The sequence below is a fragment of the Streptomyces griseoaurantiacus genome, from assembly GCF_036189845.1.
Classification (GTDB): Bacteria; Actinomycetota; Actinomycetes; order Streptomycetales; family Streptomycetaceae; genus Streptomyces; species Streptomyces griseoaurantiacus.
This window is the reverse complement of the sequence record NZ_CP108326.1, coordinates 1,705,477-1,723,798: the sequence shown is the minus strand read 5'-3', so window position 1 is coordinate 1,723,798 and position 18,322 is coordinate 1,705,477. Positions and strand designations below refer to the sequence as shown.

19 protein-coding genes are annotated in these 18,322 nt (G+C 73.5%); 11 read left to right on the top strand and 8 right to left on the bottom strand.

Annotation, left to right across the window (positions count from 1 at the left end; all coding sequences use genetic code 11):
- Positions 1 to 45 precede the first annotated feature (45 nt).
- The gene (locus tag OHB09_RS07820) at positions 46 to 723 is read left to right on the top strand and encodes a class I SAM-dependent methyltransferase (protein WP_006143485.1); all 678 of its coding nucleotides are present in this window, start codon (positions 46 to 48) and stop codon (positions 721 to 723) included.
- Between the two features lie 71 nt (positions 724 to 794).
- Here OHB09_RS07820 and OHB09_RS07815 read toward each other — a convergent pair whose 3' ends face one another.
- Together OHB09_RS07815 and OHB09_RS07810 are read right to left on the bottom strand one after the other, a co-directional pair.
- On the bottom strand, positions 795 to 1,289 hold the full coding sequence (locus tag OHB09_RS07815) for an RNA-binding S4 domain-containing protein (protein ID WP_006143484.1): 495 nt from the start codon (positions 1,287 to 1,289) through the stop codon (positions 795 to 797).
- Between the two features lie 166 nt (positions 1,290 to 1,455).
- A complete protein-coding gene (locus tag OHB09_RS07810) occupies positions 1,456 to 2,121 on the bottom strand; it encodes a TetR family transcriptional regulator (protein WP_319350993.1) in 666 nt (221 codons plus the stop codon).
- Between the two features lie 98 nt (positions 2,122 to 2,219).
- On the opposite strand from OHB09_RS07810, the gene OHB09_RS07805 reads away from it, so the two are divergent.
- From OHB09_RS07805 to OHB09_RS07790, 4 genes are all read left to right on the top strand, one after another.
- Positions 2,220 to 3,140, top strand: coding sequence for an SDR family NAD(P)-dependent oxidoreductase (locus OHB09_RS07805; protein WP_328921766.1), 921 nt, complete (start codon positions 2,220 to 2,222; stop codon positions 3,138 to 3,140).
- 56 nt (positions 3,141 to 3,196) lie between these two features.
- Positions 3,197 to 3,979 (top strand): uracil-DNA glycosylase, encoded by a 783-nt coding sequence (locus OHB09_RS07800; RefSeq protein ID WP_093596027.1) that lies wholly within the window; start codon positions 3,197 to 3,199, stop codon positions 3,977 to 3,979.
- Positions 3,980 to 4,166: 187 nt separating this feature from the next.
- Positions 4,167 to 6,098, top strand: a complete 1,932-nt coding sequence (locus tag OHB09_RS07795; protein ID WP_328921765.1) for an FUSC family protein — start codon at positions 4,167 to 4,169, stop codon at positions 6,096 to 6,098.
- A 132-nt stretch (positions 6,099 to 6,230) separates the two neighbouring features.
- The gene (locus tag OHB09_RS07790; protein WP_006143479.1) at positions 6,231 to 6,407 is read left to right on the top strand and encodes a hypothetical protein; all 177 of its coding nucleotides are present in this window, start codon (positions 6,231 to 6,233) and stop codon (positions 6,405 to 6,407) included.
- A gap of 148 nt (positions 6,408 to 6,555) precedes the next feature.
- Here the strand turns inward: OHB09_RS07790 and OHB09_RS07785 are convergent, their stop codons facing one another.
- Both OHB09_RS07785 and OHB09_RS07780 read right to left on the bottom strand, forming a co-directional pair.
- On the bottom strand, positions 6,556 to 7,038 hold the full coding sequence (locus OHB09_RS07785) for a hypothetical protein (protein ID WP_093595736.1): 483 nt from the start codon (positions 7,036 to 7,038) through the stop codon (positions 6,556 to 6,558).
- On the bottom strand, positions 7,029 to 7,778 hold the full coding sequence (locus OHB09_RS07780; protein WP_406308421.1) for an ATP-binding protein: 750 nt from the start codon (positions 7,776 to 7,778) through the stop codon (positions 7,029 to 7,031). The genes OHB09_RS07785 and OHB09_RS07780 overlap by 10 nt, the downstream gene beginning before the upstream one ends.
- Before the next feature lie 430 nt (positions 7,779 to 8,208).
- On the opposite strand from OHB09_RS07780, the gene OHB09_RS07775 reads away from it, so the two are divergent.
- From OHB09_RS07775 to OHB09_RS07760, 4 genes are all read left to right on the top strand, one after another.
- A complete protein-coding gene (locus OHB09_RS07775) occupies positions 8,209 to 9,069 on the top strand; it encodes a helix-turn-helix domain-containing protein (RefSeq protein ID WP_006143476.1) in 861 nt (286 codons plus the stop codon).
- A gap of 90 nt (positions 9,070 to 9,159) precedes the next feature.
- A complete protein-coding gene (locus OHB09_RS07770; protein ID WP_050811338.1) occupies positions 9,160 to 9,375 on the top strand; it encodes a DUF397 domain-containing protein in 216 nt (71 codons plus the stop codon).
- Positions 9,376 to 9,745: 370 nt separating this feature from the next.
- Positions 9,746 to 10,384, top strand: coding sequence for a nucleoside/nucleotide kinase family protein (locus OHB09_RS07765; RefSeq protein WP_040896904.1), 639 nt, complete (start codon positions 9,746 to 9,748; stop codon positions 10,382 to 10,384).
- Between the two features lie 43 nt (positions 10,385 to 10,427).
- Positions 10,428 to 11,222 carry a methyltransferase domain-containing protein gene (locus tag OHB09_RS07760; protein ID WP_093595731.1) on the top strand — a complete coding sequence of 265 codons (795 nt, stop codon included), beginning with the start codon at positions 10,428 to 10,430 and terminating at the stop codon, positions 11,220 to 11,222.
- Positions 11,223 to 11,292: 70 nt separating this feature from the next.
- On the opposite strand, the gene OHB09_RS07755 is transcribed toward OHB09_RS07760, so the two are convergent.
- The 4 genes from OHB09_RS07755 to OHB09_RS07740 form a co-directional block, all read right to left on the bottom strand.
- The gene (locus OHB09_RS07755; RefSeq protein WP_328921763.1) at positions 11,293 to 12,318 is read right to left on the bottom strand and encodes a carbohydrate kinase family protein; all 1,026 of its coding nucleotides are present in this window, start codon (positions 12,316 to 12,318) and stop codon (positions 11,293 to 11,295) included.
- A gap of 7 nt (positions 12,319 to 12,325) precedes the next feature.
- A complete protein-coding gene (locus OHB09_RS07750) occupies positions 12,326 to 13,249 on the bottom strand; it encodes a pseudouridine-5'-phosphate glycosidase (RefSeq protein WP_328921762.1) in 924 nt (307 codons plus the stop codon).
- 78 nt (positions 13,250 to 13,327) lie between these two features.
- Positions 13,328 to 13,900, bottom strand: a complete 573-nt coding sequence (locus tag OHB09_RS07745) for a methylated-DNA--[protein]-cysteine S-methyltransferase (protein ID WP_191852834.1) — start codon at positions 13,898 to 13,900, stop codon at positions 13,328 to 13,330.
- A gap of 60 nt (positions 13,901 to 13,960) precedes the next feature.
- On the bottom strand, positions 13,961 to 14,833 hold the full coding sequence (locus tag OHB09_RS07740) for a glycerophosphodiester phosphodiesterase (protein WP_006143469.1): 873 nt from the start codon (positions 14,831 to 14,833) through the stop codon (positions 13,961 to 13,963).
- A 314-nt stretch (positions 14,834 to 15,147) separates the two neighbouring features.
- Between OHB09_RS07740 and OHB09_RS07735 the strand changes: the two genes are divergently transcribed.
- Positions 15,148 to 16,017, top strand: a complete 870-nt coding sequence (locus OHB09_RS07735; protein WP_006143468.1) for an MHYT domain-containing protein — start codon at positions 15,148 to 15,150, stop codon at positions 16,015 to 16,017.
- A gap of 84 nt (positions 16,018 to 16,101) precedes the next feature.
- Positions 16,102 to 18,264: an excinuclease ABC subunit UvrB gene (gene uvrB, locus OHB09_RS07730; RefSeq protein WP_319118529.1), complete on the top strand. Its 2,163-nt coding sequence runs from the start codon at positions 16,102 to 16,104 to the stop codon at positions 18,262 to 18,264.
- The last annotated feature ends 58 nt before the right edge of the window (positions 18,265 to 18,322 follow it).

Sequence of the window (18,322 nt, the reverse complement as noted above, 5' to 3'; positions counted from 1 at the left end):
CCTCCGCCCGTCCGTTTTCGGGGCATGAGGGCTTTGAGGACACAGATGCGAGCGGGGTACGCGGGGACGGGGCCGGGAGCGATCACCCCGGACGGCTGCGCGGTCGAGCTGTACAGCCGGCTGCCCGTGGGGGAGGAACCGGACATCATCGCCGCCGCGGTACCGGCCGGGGCGCGGATCCTGGAACTGGGCTGCGGGGCGGGGCGGATGACCCACCCCCTGCTGGAGCGGGGCTTCCGGGTCACGGCGGTGGACGAGTCCGCGGAGATGCTGGAGCGGGTCCGCGGGGCCCGCACGATACGCCGCCCGATCGAGGACCTCCGGCTCGACGAGAGCTTCGACGTGGTGCTGCTCGCCTCCTTCCTCGTCCACGCGGGGGACGAGGAGGTGCGGCGCGGCCTGCTGCGCACCTGCGCGCGGCACGTGGCGGCAGAGGGATGCGTACTGATCCAGCGGGAGGGCGAGGGCTACCACACCGACCTGCCGAGGGAACGGGTGGACCCGGGCGGCTTCACCGTGCGCATACGCGCGGCGGAGCCGGTCGGTGACGGCGTGAACGAGGTGCGCGCGGAGTACGAGTTCCCGGACGCGACCTGGACACAGACCTTCCTGTCGCGGCCCCTGACCGAGGAGCGGTTCGAGGAGGCGCTCGCCGAGGCCGGACTACGCGTGGACCGCTGTCTGACACAGGACGGGACCTGGGTACGGGCGGTGCCGGTGTAGGGGACCCGAGGACCGGACCCGGACCCCCCGTCGCGGTGCCGTCCGTACCGGGGAGCAGACCCCCGCGAGCCTCAGGGGCGGTCCGGCTCGGCGTCCCCCGCGGCCAGGCCCCGCAGCCGGTCCAGTTCGCGGCGGTCGCGCTTGGTGGGCCTGCCCGCGCCCCGGTCACGGACCGCGATCGGCGCGACCGCCTCGCGCGGCGGCGGAGGCGGGCTGTTGTCGACGTAGCACTCGGCCGCGACGGGGGCGCCGACCCGCTTGCGGATCAGACGCTTCACCAGGACGATCCGCTCGCGTCCGCCGGCCTGCCGCAGCCGCACCTCGTCGCCGACGCGCACGGCGTACGCGGGCTTGACGCGCTCGCCGTTGACACGGACGTGACCGCCCCGGCAGGCGGTGGCGCCCATCGAGCGGGTCTTGACCAGGCGCACGGACCAGATCCAGCTGTCGATGCGCACGCTCTCGCCCCCGGCGGGCCGCGCCGCCACGGCGGCGGCCACGGCATCGGGGTGGGTCCCGGCGCCGGGTGCGGCGCCGGTGTCTCCGTCTCTGCCCTCAGAAGCCATGCCCCGACCTTAATGAACTCGGTGGGAAGACGTTCCACGACCACGGGTTCTCGCTCGCCGGGAGAGAGAACCCGGCACGCCGACAACCGACAGGTGCCGCCCGACGCCCGACGCCCGACGCCCGACGGTCGACGCCCGAGGGCCGGTGGCCGGTGGGCGCGTGGGTTCAGGTGCGGGGCAGCATGCCCAGCAGCGAGGAGGTGAAGGAGATCTTCAGGGCCTCCCGCAGTTCCAGATTGAGGACGCCGAGGGCGGGCTCCTCCGCGTAGGCGGTGAGGAGGCTCGCCGGGGGCGGGACATAGGTCGACAGGGCGCCCGCCGAGGCCAGGCCCATCAGACAGAACATCGGCGCCTGGTCGCCGAGTTCGGGCACATGGCGGCGGAGCAGCTCGGACATGTCCGACAGCTTCGCGAGGGAGGCGCGCTTGTGCCGCTTGACGACCTCGACGGAGACATTGCGTTCGAGGACGCCGCCCTGTGCGCCGAAGAGGTCGCACAGCACCACGCGGTTCGCCAGTGTCCGGCTGAGGATCTCCGCCGTCCCGCGCGCCCGGGTCTGAAGCGGCGCGTCCGCCTCGACGCCCGCGGCCAGCTCCTCCGTCAGCTCGGCGATCCAGCTCTCCAGGAAGGAGTCCAGCAGTTCGAGCAGTACCGCCTCGCGGGACTCGAAGTACCGCAGGACGTTCGACTTGGCCAGGCCCACCCGGCGGCTGATCTCGTTGAGGCTCACCTCGGCGACGGGCATCTCCTCGAGCATCGCCGCCACCGTGTCGAGGATCGCCCTGCGGCGGATCTCCCGCTGCTCCTCGTTTCGCGCCCGCTGGAAAGTCACGACGCCCAGCCTAACTTACAGACCGCCGGTCTCTTGACATCAGACCACCGGTCTCTTACTGTTCCAATAACAGACCGATGGTTCTTTAGGAGTGGGTCATGAGCGACAAATGGACTGAGCGGCACATCCCCGACCAGCACGGCCGGGTGGCGATCGTCACCGGCGCCAACACCGGACTGGGCTTCGAGACCGCCCGGGCGCTCGCCGCCCGCGGGGCGCACGTGGTCCTGGCCGTCCGCAACATCGAGAAGGGGAGGCAGGCCGCCGACCGCATCGACGGCCGCGTCGACGTCCAGGTCCTCGACCTGACCTCCCTGGACTCGATCCGGTCCGCGGCGGCCGAGTTGCGCGCCGCCCACCCCCGCATCGATCTGCTGATCAACAACGCGGGCGTGATGTACACCCCGCGGGAGACCACCGTCGACGGCTTCGAGCTGCAGTTCGCGACGAACCACCTCGGCCACTTCGCCCTCACCGGCCTGCTGCTGGACCGGCTCCTGCCCGTCCCGGGCTCCCGCGTCGTCACGGTCAGCAGCACCGGCCACCGCATCAAGGCCGCCATCCACTTCGACGACCTGCAGTGGGAGCGTTCCTACAGCCGCGTCGGTGCCTACGGCCAGGCCAAGCTCGCCAACCTCATGTTCACGTACGAACTGAACCGCCGTCTCGCGGCACGTGGCACCACGAGCGCGGTGGCCGCCCACCCGGGAGTGTCCAACACCGACCTGATGCGCAACGCGCCCGCCGTGCTCCGCGTCCCCGTCAACCTGCTCGCGCCGGTGCTCATCCAGAAGTCGGCGATGGGGGCCCTGCCCACCCTGCGGGCCGCGACGGATCCGGCGGTGCGCGGCGGCGAGTACTACGGCCCCGGCAACCGCGGCGAGACCCGCGGGCACCCCAGGCGCGTCGAGTCCAGCCCCGAGTCGCACGAGGAGGCCGTGCAGCGGCGCCTGTGGGCCGTCTCCGAGGAGCTCACCGGGGTGACGTTCCCCGTCGGCGAGGCGGTGCTCCCGGCCTGAACCCGGCGGTGGGGCGCGGTGGCACGGCGGCCGGGCGCGGCCTCTACGGTGGAGACATGGACGGCAGCGCGCTGGAGGAACTGGACGAGCGGATCGCCGGCTGCCGGGCGTGCCCGCGGCTGGTCGCCTGGCGGGAGGAGGTGGCCCGCACCCGGCGGGCCGCGTTCGCCGACTGGACCTACTGGGGACGGCCGGTGCCGGGCTTCGGGCCGCCCGACGCCTCGCTGCTGATCCTCGGGCTCGCCCCGGCGGCCCACGGCGGGAACCGCACCGGACGGATGTTCACCGGTGACCGCTCCGGGGACGTGCTCTACGCGGCCCTGCACGAGGTCGGCCTCGCCTCGCAGGCGAGGGCGGAACGGATCGGGGACGGGCTGGAGCTGTACGGCGTACGGATCACCTCGCCGGTCCACTGCGCCCCGCCCGCCAACAAGCCGACCCCGGGGGAGCGGGACACCTGCCGGCCCTGGCTGGTACGCGAGCTGACCCTGCTCCGGCCCTCGCTGCGCGCCGTGGTGGTGCTGGGTGCCTTCGGCTGGCAGGCCGCACTGCCCGCCTTCACCGCGGCCGGCTGGACGGTACCCCGCCCCCGCCCGCCCTTCGCCCACGGCGCCCACGTCCGACTGCACCGGGCCGACGGCGGCGAGCCCCCCGGCAGCCGGGAGGACCTCGGCGGCGGCGCGGGCGTGCCGGGCGACGGCTCCCTCGCGCTCCACGGCTGCTTCCACGTCAGCCAGCGCAACACCTTCACCGGCCGGCTCACCCCCGCCATGCTGCGGGAAGTGCTGCGCACGGCGGCCACCTCGGCGGGGCTGCCGACCACCCCGCCGGCCGGCTGACCGGCACCCGGCCGGGCACCGGGGGACGGCCGTCGCGGACCGCCCCACCGGCCGGCAGGGGCGAGTGTCACGCCGGCGAAACACCGGCGTTCCCGTTCCCGCCCGTTCCCGCCGTACCGTAGGAGACCCCGAAGAGCCCGGCCACCGTCGCCCGAAGGCCCTCCCGCCCTCGTCCGACAGGAGTCCCGTGAACCGCCCCGCCCCGCGCCTGCCGCCCTGGATCGCCCACGCACTGAGCGCCCAGCGCGGGCCCGTCCCCTGGAGCGCGGTGGTGCGCGGGGCGCTGGCCGCGGGTCCACTGCTGCTCGCGGGCGTGCTCGCCGGACGCACCTCCCTGGGAGTCGTCGCCGCGCTCGGCGCCATGCTCGCCGGCGTCAACGACCGCCCCGGCAGCCGACGCGCCTCGGTCGGCCGGCTCGGTCTGCCCGCGCTGGCCGGTGCGGCCGGGCTGCTGGCCGGCAGTTACGCCGGACGGCACACCGGTGCGGTGACCCTGACCCTGCTGCTCACCCTTCTGGGACTGCTCGGGGGTGCGGTCAGCGCCGTCGGGCCGGTCGCCTCCGCCGTGGGCACCCAGCTCCTGGTGACCTCCGCCCTCGGCGCCGGGATGATGCTGCCGGAGCCGGGCTGGGAGAGCGCGCTCCTCTACCTCGCCGGCGCGGGCTGGCTGCTGGGTCTGCGCCTTCTGCTGCCCACGCCGAGCTCCGCCGCGCGCGGCGCACGGCTCGGCTACCGCTTCGACGGGGAGCGGGCGGCGGTCGCCGGCGTGTACGAGGCCGTCGCCGCTCTTCTCGACGCCGCCGGCACCCCCGGGGCCACGGCCCGCCGGGCGGCCCTGACCGCCGCACTCGACCAGGCCCAGGACGCCCTGGCCGGACCCCGGCTGCGCCGGCACGCCGGTTCCGCGGCCGAGCGGCGGCTGCACGCGCAGTACGCCGCCGCCCTGCCGCTCGCGGAGGCGGCGACCGCGCTGGCCTGGGCCGAGCGGCCGGTTCCGGCACGGGCCGGGGAGGGACCGCGCCGGCTCGCGGTGGCCGTCCGCGCGGGGGTGCGCGCCACCGGGCCCCTGCCCGCGCCGGCCCGTACCGTCCCCGCCCTGCGCGCGCTCGACGACGCGCTGCTGCGGGCGGCCGAGGCCTTCGACAGCGGCGAGGGCGGCCGGCTGCACACCCGCAGGCGCGGTGCCCGCGCCCTGCTGCGGATCGTGCTCGGCGCCGGCGGACGCGAGTACGGCTTCCGCGTCGCCGCGAGTTTCGGGGCGAGCGCGGCCCTCGCGCAGGCCCTGCACCGGACCGGCTGGTACGGCCCCCACCCCCACTGGTACTGGCTCCCGGCCACCGCCGTCTTCCTCGTCAAGCCCGACCTCGGCCCGCTCGTCTCGCGCGTGCTGTCGCGGGCGGCGGGAACGGTGCTGGGCGCTCTCGTCTTCGCCGGGGTCGCCGCCGTCGTGCCCCGCCCCGGCGGACTGATCGCGGTGGTCGCGCTGTGCGGGGCCCTCATCCCGGTCGCCGCACGGCACTTCGCCGCCCTGACCGCCGTGATCACGGCGCTCGTGCTCGCCCTGCTCATGGTCGGCGGGGAGCCGGGGGCCTCCTGGAACCGGATCGGCGAGACACTGCTGGCCTGCGCCCTCGTGCTGATCGCCGGCCATCTGCCGGTGCCCGGCGAGCGGGCCGGCGGCGTACGGGCCCGGCTGACGGTGGCGGCGGACGCGGCGTACACCTACCTCGCGCACGTCCTGGACGAGCCGGGGGAGCGGGCCCGCCGGTGGACGCTGCGCCGTGACGCCTACCGCACGCTGGCCGAGGCCCAGGCCGCCATCGGCAGGGCCGCGGCCGAACTGCCGGCCCTCGCCCGGCACACGGAGGGGACCGCCGAGGTGGCCGCCACCCTGGAACGGCTCGTGGACACCACCACCGCCTGCGCCGTGCACCTCGACGACACCGGGAGCCTCGACGTCCGCCACCGCGAGCGGCTGGAACAGCTGTTCACGGAACTCGCCGCACGCCGCAGGCGCGCGGGACTCGGCACCGCCGACGGGGGCCGGACGCCCGAAGGGCTCTCGGGGGCCATCTCGCGCGCGGGCCGGAAGGAGACGGGCGTCACACAAATACGGTGAACGAGTGTCAACAACATCTCAGTACCGTCACGTCCGGAGACCTATACCCTGTGTCAGGCGTTTAACTCTACGAACCACGACCGTTCCGGGAGAGGTTCCGGGGAGTACGGCGCGTGACACGGAGGTGTACAGGTGAACGGGAGAACGGTGCTGGAGCGGTTCCCCGCCGGCGGCCCGCGCGGCTCGTGGCCCGCGGAGGAGTTCGCACAGGCACGCCGTCTGGAGGGGACTCCCGCCGAGGTCGTCATGGACCTCGCCACGGACACCTTTCTCGTGATCGTGCGCGCGGCGGAGGCCGTGGTCGACTGAACGACTCGGCCGGCCGCGCGTCGAGCAGCCGGGCGGCCCTCGTCGCGGAGGCCGAAGGGGCGCCGTCGAAGCCGAGAGGCCGGCCGTCACGGAACCGAAGGGTCGGCCGGTCACGAAGGGGTGGCGTTCACCGCGCCGGAGCGGCCCCTCAGGCGCTGAGGGGCCGTGACCACGCCGGGGTCGCGCCCGTGACCCGGCACAGCGCCAGGTACAGCGGGATCGGCGGGGTGTACGGGAGAGTGCCGTGCGGGCGGTGGATCAGCTCCACGGGCCCGGGACCCGCACCGGAACCGGAGCCGTGCTCCCGGCGGGTGACCACCGCGCCCGCCGTGTAGCGCGCGGGCGTAGGCCACTCCAGGGCCACGTCGGAGTCGGAGGGCACGATCCACCACCAGTGCGCGCGGTCCGCGTACACGCAGCCGACGTGGGGGAGCCGGGGCAGGAGCTGAGCCCCGAGGGCGGCGGGCACCGCCACCGCGTCGCAGCCGAGGGGCAACGTCATGCCGGCGGGGATGGGGAGCCGGTCGGAGACGGAGGGCGTGCGCCGGGCGCGGTCGAGACCGGCCAGGGTGGCCAGGGAAAGTACCCGAGCGCCGTGACGGCCGCCGGAGGAGGCGCCCGTCACATCCATACGGACCTCATGTCCACGGAGCGCATGTCCACGGACCCCAGGTCCCGGAACGCTTCGGCCTCCTCGCCCCGTCCGCCCTCGGCCGGGGGCTTCTTCGCGCTCCACCCCAGATCGGCGTGGGGGGCGGGGGGTGGTGCCGTGCGGTGAGCGGGCGCGGGGCCGGCGGTGGGGCGGGTGCCCGGGGCACCGCCGGCGGCCGGAGAGCCGTCGGAGGGCTCCCGGCCGGGCCGTGCGTGGCCGGTGGTCCCGGGGGCGTCCGAGGCCCCCGGGTCCGAGGTCTCCTGTTCCCGGGCGGGCCGGGAGGGGGCGGTGTCCGGCGTCGAGGACGCCGGGGGCGCCGCGGGCTCCCGCCGCGCCGCGGCGGCGTCCTCGGGGGAGTCGGGGCGGGACCTGTCGCCGGAACACGACAGGTCCCGGGGGACCGGAACATCGGCCCGGCGCGGAAGCTCCGCCCAGACCAGCAGCCCCGGCCCGGTCTCCTGGGCGCCCCAGGCCCGGCACAGTGCCTCGACCAGGAGCAGACCCCGGCCGTGCTCCTCCTCCGGTCGGCGCGGGGAGGGATGCGGTTCGCCCGGGGCACAGCCCTCGTCACACACGGCTATGCGCACCAGCTCGGCGTCGTCGCGCAGCTCGCACACGACGTTCTCGCTGGCGGTGTGCACGATCGCGTTGGTGACGAGCTCGGAGACGATCAGGGCGGCCGAGTCGCAGGTGTCCCCGCAGGCCCCCCAGTCACTCAGCCGCTGCCGTGTCAGTTGCCGGGCCCGTGCGACGGAACCCGGATGGGCGGACAGCTGGAAGCGGAACCGGTGCTCTGCGGTCGCCTCGGGGCGTACCCCTGGGACGGCGTGCAGACCCTTCCGGTCCTCGGCGTCTGTTTCTAAACGCGCGGGCGGAGTCACGCTTGCCACTATCTCCCCGTCGGATGCACTTGGCAAGAGTCACTCTGAAAATTGCAGAGTGCTGTGTGCGCTCAGGAGAGGGCGTGGCACACTGCTCGCAACAGCATGCCGAGCGGCGCCAGTTGGATCCTCTGTACGGAACGTGGCCATACGGGCCGGGAGTGACTCTTTCCCGCCCGAAGAACCGTTCCGCACCACTGTTCGAACAAGAGCGGGGAGGTCTCCGAACGGCGCCGCCCGGCCTGTCCGGACCAGGAGGAGGGGCGAGATGAGCGAACCGCGGTCCGCGCCGACGGTCGGGCAGGTCGTCCTCGGCCGGCGCCTGCTCGACCTGCGGGAACGCGCGCATCTCAAGCGTGAGGAGGCGGCGCGCATCCTGCGCGTCGCGCCCGCCACCGTCCGCCGGATGGAGACCGCCGAGGTCGCCCTGAAGATCCCGTACCTCCAGCTCCTGCTGCAGGCGTACGGGGTCGACGAGGAGGAGGCCGCGGCGTTCGTCCGGCTGGCCGAGGACGCCAACAAGCCCGGCTGGTGGCAGCGGTACCACGACATCCTCCCGGGCTGGTTCTCGATGTACGTCAGCCTGGAAGGGGCCGCCGCCCGCATCCGCTCCTACGAGCCCCATTTCGTCCCCGGGCTGATGCAGACCGAGGACTACGCCCGCGGCGTCCTGAAGTCGGGAGCCGTCGGACAGGCCAACCCGGAGGAGATCTCCCGGCACGTGGCACTGCGCATGCGCCGCCAGGAACTCCTCACCCGCGAGGACGCGCCCCACTTCTGGGCCGTGATGGAGGAGACCGCACTACGCCGACCTGTCGGCACCGGGGAGGTGATGCGCGCCCAGATCGACAAGCTGATCGAACTCGGCGAGCTGTCCAACGTGACACTCCAGGTGATCCCGTTCGCCTCGGGACCCCACCCGGGCACCTACGGGCCGTTCGTCCTCTTCCGGTTCGCCATGCCGGAACTCCCGGACATGGTCTACAGCGAGTACCTGACCGGCGCGGTCTACCTCGACTCGCGCTCCGAGGTGGCGACCCACCTCGAGGTCATGGACCGCATGGCGGCCCAGGCCGCCACGGCACAACGCACGAAGGAGATCCTCGAGGATCTTCGCAAGGAGCTGTGAATGGACCGCATCACACACGACCGCGTCACCACCAAGCAGGACCGCCGGGCCGCGGCCGGCTCCCTGACCCGCAACCGCGTCTACAACGGCATGCCCGCGCGGGAACTGGGCAGCGAGGGCTGGCACAAGCCGTGGAGCGGCGGAAACGGAGGCAACTGCCTGGAGGCCATGAAACTCTCCGACGGCCGCATAGCCGTCCGCCAGTCCACGGACCCCGACGGACCCGCGCTGATCTACACCTCCGCCGAGATGACCGCGTTCATCGAGGGAGCGAAGGCGGGTGAGGCCGACTTCCTGCTCTCCTGACGTGCGTCCCGAAGGCCTCGCCGACGGCCTTCCCGACGGACACCGGCCCGGCCGTTGCCCCCGGACCCTGTTGTGACCCCCGTCCCTCCCGATCGGCCCGACACGCCGGTCACGAGCCCCTCGCACCACCCGACAGACACCATCCCGACACGCACCACCCGACACGTACCAACCACATAGGCACCAACCGCATACGCAGCACCCCGATCGCCTCGATCGCCACATTGACTAAGCGTCTTCCTTTAAACGATGTTGAGTTGACCCGCCGGAACACCGCGCGCACCACCGGCCCGGCCGCCCCCGCCCCCGAACGGCTCCGCCCTCCGGGGTGCGCACGGGCGCGCCGCTCCGGGGCGGCATCATGGGCCGTGTGCGACTCGAAGCGATCACCTGGGAGCGCCTCGCCGAGGCGCTCGCCGACCGTCTGCTCGACCTGACACCGGAGGACGGCGGTTCCCGGCCGCGGGTCGCGGTGGACGGAGCCGCGGCCGCGCGGACCGGCGCGCTCGCCGAGCGCGTCGGCGAGGCGCTCCGGGCGCGCGGCCGCCCGTCCCTGACCGTCGCCGCGGAGGGGTTCTGGCGCCCCGCCTCGCTGCGCCTCGAGCACGGACACCACGACCCCGACTCCTACTACGAGGGCTGGCTGGACACCGGCGCCCTGTGGCGCGAGGTGTTCGGGCCCCTCGAACCCGGCGCCGACGGACGCGTACTGCCCGACCTGCGTGACCCGGCCACCGACCGGGCCACCCGCAGCCCCTACGTGCCGCTCCCGCCCGGCGGGGTGCTCCTGCTGCACGGACCCTTCCTGCTCAACCACTGGTTCCCGTTCGACCTGACCGTCCACGTGCTCCTCTCCGCCGGCGCCCTGCGCCGCCGCACCCCCGAGGACCAGCACTGGACCCTGCCCGCCCACGCGCGCTACGAGGCCGAGACGGACCCGGCCGGCACCGTCGACGTACTGGTCCGCGCGGACGATCCCCGGCACCCGGCCTGGAACGGCGGCGGCTGAGAAGGACGCGCCCCCGCACGGCCCGGCTGCGATCATCGGCGGCATGACGCGCTCCGACGGATACCTCCTCGACAACGGGCAGAGCGAGGCCGGCCGGCGCTTCGCCGCGCTCGCCACCCTGTTCGACCCGGGCACCTTCCGGCACCTGGAGAATCTCGGCGTCGCTCCCGGAGGGCGCTGCTGGGAGGTCGGCGCCGGCGGCACCTCGGTGATCTCCTGGCTGGCCGAGCGGGTCGGGCCCGCCGGCCGGGTCCTCGCGACCGACATCGACACCTCCTGGGCCACCGCCGCCGCCCGGCCCCCGGTCGAGGTGCGCACCCACGACGTGGGCACCGGGGAACCGCCCGGCGAGCGATTCGATCTGGTGCACGCCCGGCTCGTGCTGGTGCACGTGCCGGACCGGGACCGAGCCCTGCGCACGATGATCGACTCCCTGCGCCCGGGCGGTCACCTGCTGATCGAGGACGCCGACCCGGCGCTGCAGCCGCTGCTGTGCCCCGAGGAGTACGGCCCCGCCCAGGAACTCGCCAACAGGCTGCGCCGGGGCTTCCGCTCCCTGCTCGCCGAACGCGGCGCCGACCTGTCGTACGGGCGCAGGCTGCCGCGGCTGCTGCGGGAGGCGGGACTGAAGGACGTGCGGGCGGACGCGTACTTCCCGATCACCTCGCCGGCCTGCACGGAGCTGGAGGCGGCCACGGTCCGTCAGGTCCGCGGCCGCCTCGTCGCCGCCGGACTCGCCACCGACGAGGAGATCGACCGGCACCTCGCCCATCTGGCCTCCGGGACGATGGACCTGGCCACGTCCCCGATGATCTCCGCCTGGGGGCGCAAGGAGTGACGGGAGGGAGCACCGGAGGGGGAGAGAAGCTCGGTGGGGCGGGGTGCCGGGAGACGGGGCGCGAGGCTGCTCAGCCGGTTTCCCCGCTTCCCCGCCGGTCCTCGCCGCCCGGTGGCCGGCCGCCCACCTCGCCCACGGCCGACGCGCCGGCCCGGCAGCCCTCCCGGGCCGCCGCCACCGGGCCCGCGCCCCCCAGCAGGGCGGCGAGGAAGGCCCCGGTGAAGGCGTCCCCCGCGCCCGTGGTGTCCCGGACGTCTGCGGGCAGCGCCGGAACCCGGCCCCGCACGGCCCCCGCGGCGGCCACCAGCGCACCCCGCGCCCCCTGTTTCAGCACGACCAGCGGCACCCGGAGGCTCAGCACGCGCGCCGCCTCCTCCGGATCGGGCAGGCCGGTCAGCAGACACGCCTCGTCCCGGCTGGGCAGCAGCACCTCCAGGCCCTCCGTCAGCGTCAGGAAGCGGTCCGTTCCCAGCGTGGCGAGGAAACCGGCCGAGGCGGGATCGAGGCTGACGGGCACGTGCCGCGCCCGCGCGTCCGCGAGGGCCGCCGTCACCAGGGCCCTGCCCGGGGCGGAGAAGAGCAGATAACCCGACAGGTGTAGTCGCGCGACGCCGTCGAGCAGCGCCGGTGACCAGTCCTCGGGCGCCAGCCGCAGCGAGGCCCCGCCGTCCGTGAGGAACGTGCGCTCGGCCGAGGCCTCCGCGTCCACCAGGCAGATCACGGTGCCGGTGGGCGTGTCCGGGTCGACGACGAGCCGGGGCCGCACCCCGCACGCCGCTAGTTCGCGCGCGTGCCAGGCGGCCGCCTCGGCGCCCACCCGGCCCAGCAGCCGGACGTCGGCCAGGCCCCGGTGCGCCGCCCAGCAGGCCACGTTGGCGCCCGCCCCGCCGGGCACGGCACGGATCACGGCGGCCGTGTCGGTCCCCGGCGTCGGTGGCCCCCGGTGCCGGGCCACGACGTCCGTCACCACGTCACCGACGACCAGCAGCGCCCCGCCCCCGGGCTCCTTGTCCGTGTCCGCCCGACCTGCCTGATACACCTCCTCGTCCGTGCCGTCCCTCGGTCCTGCCCGGCCGCTCATGCCCCAGTCACTCATGGCACGGTCACTCATGCCCCGGCCGCTCACGCCCCGCCCAGGCGACGGCGATCCGGGCCGCGAGCCGTACGTTGCCGCGTACCGCCGCCAGATTGGCCGCGAGCGAGGCGCCGTCCGTGTGCCGCACCAGGTGGTCCAGGAGGAAGGGGGTGACGGCCTGCCCGGTCACCCCGCGCTCCTCGCACGCCCGCAGCGCCTCGGCCAGCACCCGCCCGTGGAGCGCGGGGTCGAGCTGCTCCTCCTCGGGGACGGGATGGGCCACGATCAGCGCCGAGGCGGGTCCGCGCAGCGAGGTCTGGGCCCGCATCACCGCCGCGACCTCCTCCGGCGAGTCGAGCCGCCAGTCCACGGCGTGCCCCGAGTCGGACAGGTAGAAGCCGGGGAACCGGTTCGTGCCGTACCCGGCCACCGAGATGCCCAGGGTCTCCAGCCGCTGCAGGGTCGCCGGCACGTCCAGGATCGACTTCACCCCCGCGCACACCACGGTGATCCTGGTCCGTGCGAGCAGCGCCAGGTCGGCCGACTCGTCCTGCGTCACCGTCCACTCCCGGTGGACCCCGCCCAGCCCACCGGTCGCGAACACCCGTACGCCCGCGAGCGAGGCGAGGAGGGCCGTCGCCGACACCGTCGTGGCGCCGCTCGCGCCGGTCGCCGCCGCGAGCGGCAGGTCCCGGTGGCCCAGCTTCCGGATCCCGTCCTCGTGGGCGATGCGTTCCAGCTGGTCCTTGTCGAGACCGATGTGCGGCCGCCCGTCGAGCACGGCGATCGTCGCCGGGGTCGCGCCGCCCGCGCGCACCAGGTCCTCCAACTCGTGCGCGACCCGCAGATTGCGCGGTCGCGGCAGCCCGTGCGCGATGATCGTGGACTCCAGCGCGACCACCGGCCGGCTCGCGACGAGCGCTTCCCGCACCTCTTCGGACACCACTAACACGCACTGCCTCCTGTCCTCGGCCCCTGCCTCATCTCTGGCGGGCGCCGCACCCCGCCAAACGTGCGGGCGGGCAGGAGGTCAGAAGAGCGGTGCGGGAAGGACGCCCTCCAGCGCCAGCAGGGTGCGTTTGGTCTCCAGACCGCCGCCGAAGCCCCCGAGACCGCCGTCGCTCTCCACCACCCGGTGGCAGGGCACCACCACCGGCAGCGGATTGGCACCCATCGCCAGCCCCACGGCCTGGGCGCCCCCCGGCCGACCCACCCTCCGGGCCAGGTCGCCGTACCCCACCACGGTGCCGTACGGCACGTCGGAGGCCAGGGCGCGCAGCACCTCGCGGGGGAAGCCGGATATGAGCGACCAGTCCAGCGGCAGCGTGAAGTCCCGCCGCCGGCCCGCGAAGTACTCCTCGACCTGGGACCTCGCCTCCGCCAGCGGCGGGGCGTCGGCGTCCTGGCGCGGCTCGGCGCCGAGCCGCGCCGAGAGCCGCGCCAGCGCCCTGCCGCGCACCGCGTCGCCGGCGTGGAACACGACGTTCACCAGGCCGTTCTCCGTGGCGGCAAGCAGCAGCGGGCCGATGTCCGTGCCGAGCACCGTCCACGCGGCCCGCCGGGGGACGCGGCCCCCGCCGTCTCCAGGGTCCTCACCGTTCATGCGCCCACGGTACGGCGCCCCACTGACAACGCCCCCGGCGCGGACGGCACCGGCGGGGCCTCAGTCCTCCGCCACCGCCCGCCGCACCACGTCCGGCACGTTGGTGATGATGCCGTCCACGTCGTACCCGGCGACACGGCGGGCCGTCTCCGCGTCGTTCACCGTCCAGGCCATCACCCGCAGCGGGCGGCCGTGCGGGCCCTCCACCCGGCGGGCGAGGGACACGTACGCGGCCGACAGCGTGGGGTGGGCACCGTTGACGCCGTCGGCGAACTCCGCGTACCGGGGCAGCTCCTCGACCCGGGGTGTGCCCAGGTAGGCGGTCCGTACCGAGGGCCGCAGCTCGTGCACGGTCCGCACGGCGTCCGCGTCGAAGCTCTGCACCACCAGTCGCCGCCGGACGTGGTCGGAGTCGAGCCATCCCCGGTCGGCGAGGGTGTTCAGGGTCTGCCGGGCGAGGCCGGGGTACAGCTCGGGGTTCTTGATCTCCAGCACCAGTTTCTGGTGGCGCAGGGTGACCCGGTCCAGGTACTGGCGCAGCGTGGGCACGCGGGTGCCGGTGTACCGGTCGTCGAACCAGCCGCCCGCGTCCAGCCGGGCGATCTCCCGCGCGGTGAAGTCACCGACCTTCCACGGCGCCCGGTCGGGGTACACCTGTTCGACGTCGGTGGTGCGTGCCAGGGTGTCGTCGTGGATCACGACGAGCTGCCCGTCCTTGGTGCGCTGGACGTCGTTCTCCACCCAGTCGAAGCCCATCGCGGCGGCCTTGTCGACGGCGGGCAGGGTGTTCTCCGGGGCGTAACCGGAAGCTCCCCGGTGGGCCACGATCACGGGGGCGTCGTGCTCCGAGGCCCCGGCGTGCGACGGGGGCAGTATGACGATGCTCGTCCCCAGGAGCGCGGTGGTCGTGGCGGCGGCTACGCGCGCGTGCATGCGTACTCCTCGCGTCGCTGATCACTGACAGCACAAGAGTGACAGCAAGGCGTCACTGGGCAAGTCGCGTGAGGGGCGTGGAGGGGCAGAAGTTGCCCAACTGCGCTCACACAGGATGCACAAGTGAGGGCACGCCGTGATTGTTTGCCGGAAAATCGTTCGACCATTCAGGTCCGGGTCATACTCTCTGCCTGGCCCTGACCGTTCGCGCGGTTGCTGGGGCGGGGGACAAGGCAGGGATTCGCAGCACACGTGACGCGGTACGCACCACGCGAACACGCGACAACGCAGAACGGCGGGAAGGGCAGCCGCGCATGCAGGGCACCGTCGACGGCTTCAGCTACGGAATCGTCACACCACTCGTCGCGTTCTTCATGGCCTTCCTCGGCGGGGCCCTGGGGCTGCGCTGCACCACGAGATCGATGTTCGTCACCCAGTCCTGGCGGGCCGGCTGGCTCGCCCTGGGATCGGCCGCCATCGGCTCCGGCATCTGGACGATGCACTTCATCGCCATGATGGGGTTCACCGTCGAGGAGACCCCCATCCACTACGACCAGGCGATCACCTTCGCCAGCCTCGGAGTGGGCGTCCTCGTGGTCGGCGTCGGCGTGTTCATCGTCGGCTACCGCGGCGCCACGGGGGTGCCGCTGTTCACCGGGGGCACCATCACCGGCCTGGGCATCGCCACGATGCACTACCTGGGCATGGCCGGGATGCGGCTCAACGGGGCGCTGGAGTACAACACCGTCACCGTCTCCGCCTCCGTGGTGATCGCCATGGCCGCCGCGACGGCCGCGCTCTGGGCCGCCGGACAGGCCCGCGGCTTCCTGTGGAGCGTGGGCGCGAGCCTCGTCATGGGGCTCGCCGTCAGCGGCATGCACTACACCGGCATGGCCGCCGTCAGCGTCCATCTGCACACCGCCTCCGGCAGCCCGGCCGGGGACTCCCCGGCCTCCCTCCTCGCGCCCCTGATGGTCGGACCGCTGCTCTTCCTCTGCCTGGCCGGCGTCGTCGTGCTGTTCGACCCGATGATGGTCATGGGCCGGCCCGACCGGCTCCCGGTGGAGCGCCGCCCCGGCGTCCCCGCCCACCCCCCGGCCGCCGATCCCGGACTGCGCCACACCCTCGTCCGGTCCGGCCGGTACACGGTCCCGCGGCACGAACGCACCCCGCAGAACCGCTGACCGGGCCCCGCGGAACCACCGACCGCACCCGGCGGAACCGCCGACCGGGCCCCGTTGTCAGTGGGGGGTCGTACGGTTGATGACATGCGGCCCGTTTCCACGATCGAACGTACGGTGGCGCCCTTCGAGGTCGTCAGTCCCTATCGGCCCAGCGGCGACCAGCCCACGGCCATCGCCGAGCTCGAGCGGCGCATTCGCGCCGGTGAGAAGGACGTCGTCCTGCTGGGCGCGACCGGCACCGGCAAGTCCGCCACCACCGCGTGGATGATCGAGAAGCTGCAGCGGCCCACTTTGGTGATGGCGCCGAACAAGACCCTCGCGGCCCAGCTCGCCAACGAGTTCCGCGAGCTGCTCCCGAACAACGCGGTCGAGTACTTCGTCTCGTACTACGACTACTACCAGCCCGAGGCGTACGTCCCCCAGTCGGACACCTACATCGAGAAGGACTCCTCGATCAACGAGGAGGTGGAGCGGCTGCGCCACTCCGCCACCAACTCCCTGCTCACCCGCCGTGACGTCATCGTGGTCGCCTCCGTCTCCTGCATCTACGGCCTGGGCACCCCGCAGGAGTACGTGGACCGCATGGTCCCCCTGCGGGTCGGCGACGAGATCGACCGCGACCAGCTCCTGCGCCGCTTCGTCGACATCCAGTACACGCGCAACGACATGGCCTTCGCCCGCGGCACCTTCCGGGTCCGCGGCGACACCATCGAGATCTTCCCGGTCTACGAGGAACTCGCCGTCCGGATCGAGATGTTCGGCGACGAGATCGAGGCCCTGTCCACCCTGCACCCGCTCACCGGCGAGATCATCAGCGACGACGAGCAGCTCTACGTCTTCCCCGCCTCCCACTACATCGCCGGCCCCGAGCGCATGGAGCGGGCGATCAACGGCATCGAGAAGGAGTTGGAGGAGCGCCTGGCGGAGCTGGACAGGCAGGGCAAGCTGCTCGAGTCCCAGCGCCTGCGCATGCGCACCACGTACGACATCGAGATGCTCCGCCAGATCGGCACCTGCTCCGGAGTGGAGAACTACTCGATGCACTTCGACGACCGCGGGCCCGGCACGGCGCCGAACACGCTCCTCGACTACTTCCCCGAGGACTTCCTCCTCGTCATCGACGAGTCGCATGTCACCGTGCCGCAGATCGGCGCCATGTACGAGGGCGACGCCTCCCGCAAGCGCACCCTCGTCGACCACGGCTTCCGGCTGCCCTCCGCCCTGGACAACCGCCCGCTGAAGTGGGAGGAGTTCCAGGAGCGCATCGGCCAGACCGTCTATCTGTCGGCGACCCCGGGCACCTACGAGCTGTCCCGCGGCGACGGGCACGTCGAGCAGATCATCCGCCCCACCGGCCTCGTCGACCCCGAGGTCGTCGTCAAGCCCACCGAGGGCCAGATCGACGACCTGGTGCACGAGATCCGCACCCGCACCGAGAAGGACGAGCGGGTCCTGGTCACCACGCTCACCAAGAAGATGGCCGAGGACCTCACCGACTACTTCGTCGAGCTCGGCATCCAGGTGCGCTACCTGCACAGCGACGTCGACACCCTGCGTCGTGTCGAACTGCTGCGCGAACTGCGGGCCGGCGAGTACGACGTGCTGGTCGGCATCAACCTCCTGCGCGAGGGCCTGGACCTGCCCGAGGTCTCCCTGGTGGCGATCCTCGACGCCGACAAGGAGGGCTTCCTGCGCTCGGGGACCTCCCTCATCCAGACCATCGGCCGCGCCGCGCGCAACGTCTCCGGCCAGGTCCACATGTACGCCGACAAGATCACCCCGGCGATGGAACGGGCCATCGACGAGACCAACCGCCGCCGCGAGAAGCAGATCGCCTACAACACGGCACACGGCATCGACCCCCAGCCGCTGCGCAAGAAGATCAACGACATCGTGGCCCAGATCGCCCGCGAGGACGTCGACACCGAGCAGCTCCTGGGGACGGGCTACCGCAAGGGCAAGGACGGCAAGGGGGCCAGGACGCCGGTTCCCGCGCTGGCCAACCACCAGGTCCCGGGCGGCCCGGAGACCCCGGCCGGCAAGGGCAGGGCCGCCAAGGGCAAGCCGGCCGAGACGGTCCCCACCGACCGGCCGGCCGCCGCACTGGCGGAGCAGATCGAGGAGATGACCACGCGGATGCGGGCGGCGGCGGCCGACCTGCAGTTCGAGATCGCGGCCCGGCTGCGCGACGAGGTCTCCGAGATGAAGAAGGAACTGCGGCAGATGAGGGAGGCCGGCCTGGCCTGAGGAGGCGCACTGCGGGCAGGGGTGCGAGAGGGACCGGGGCGGCCGGTTCCGGCTCTCC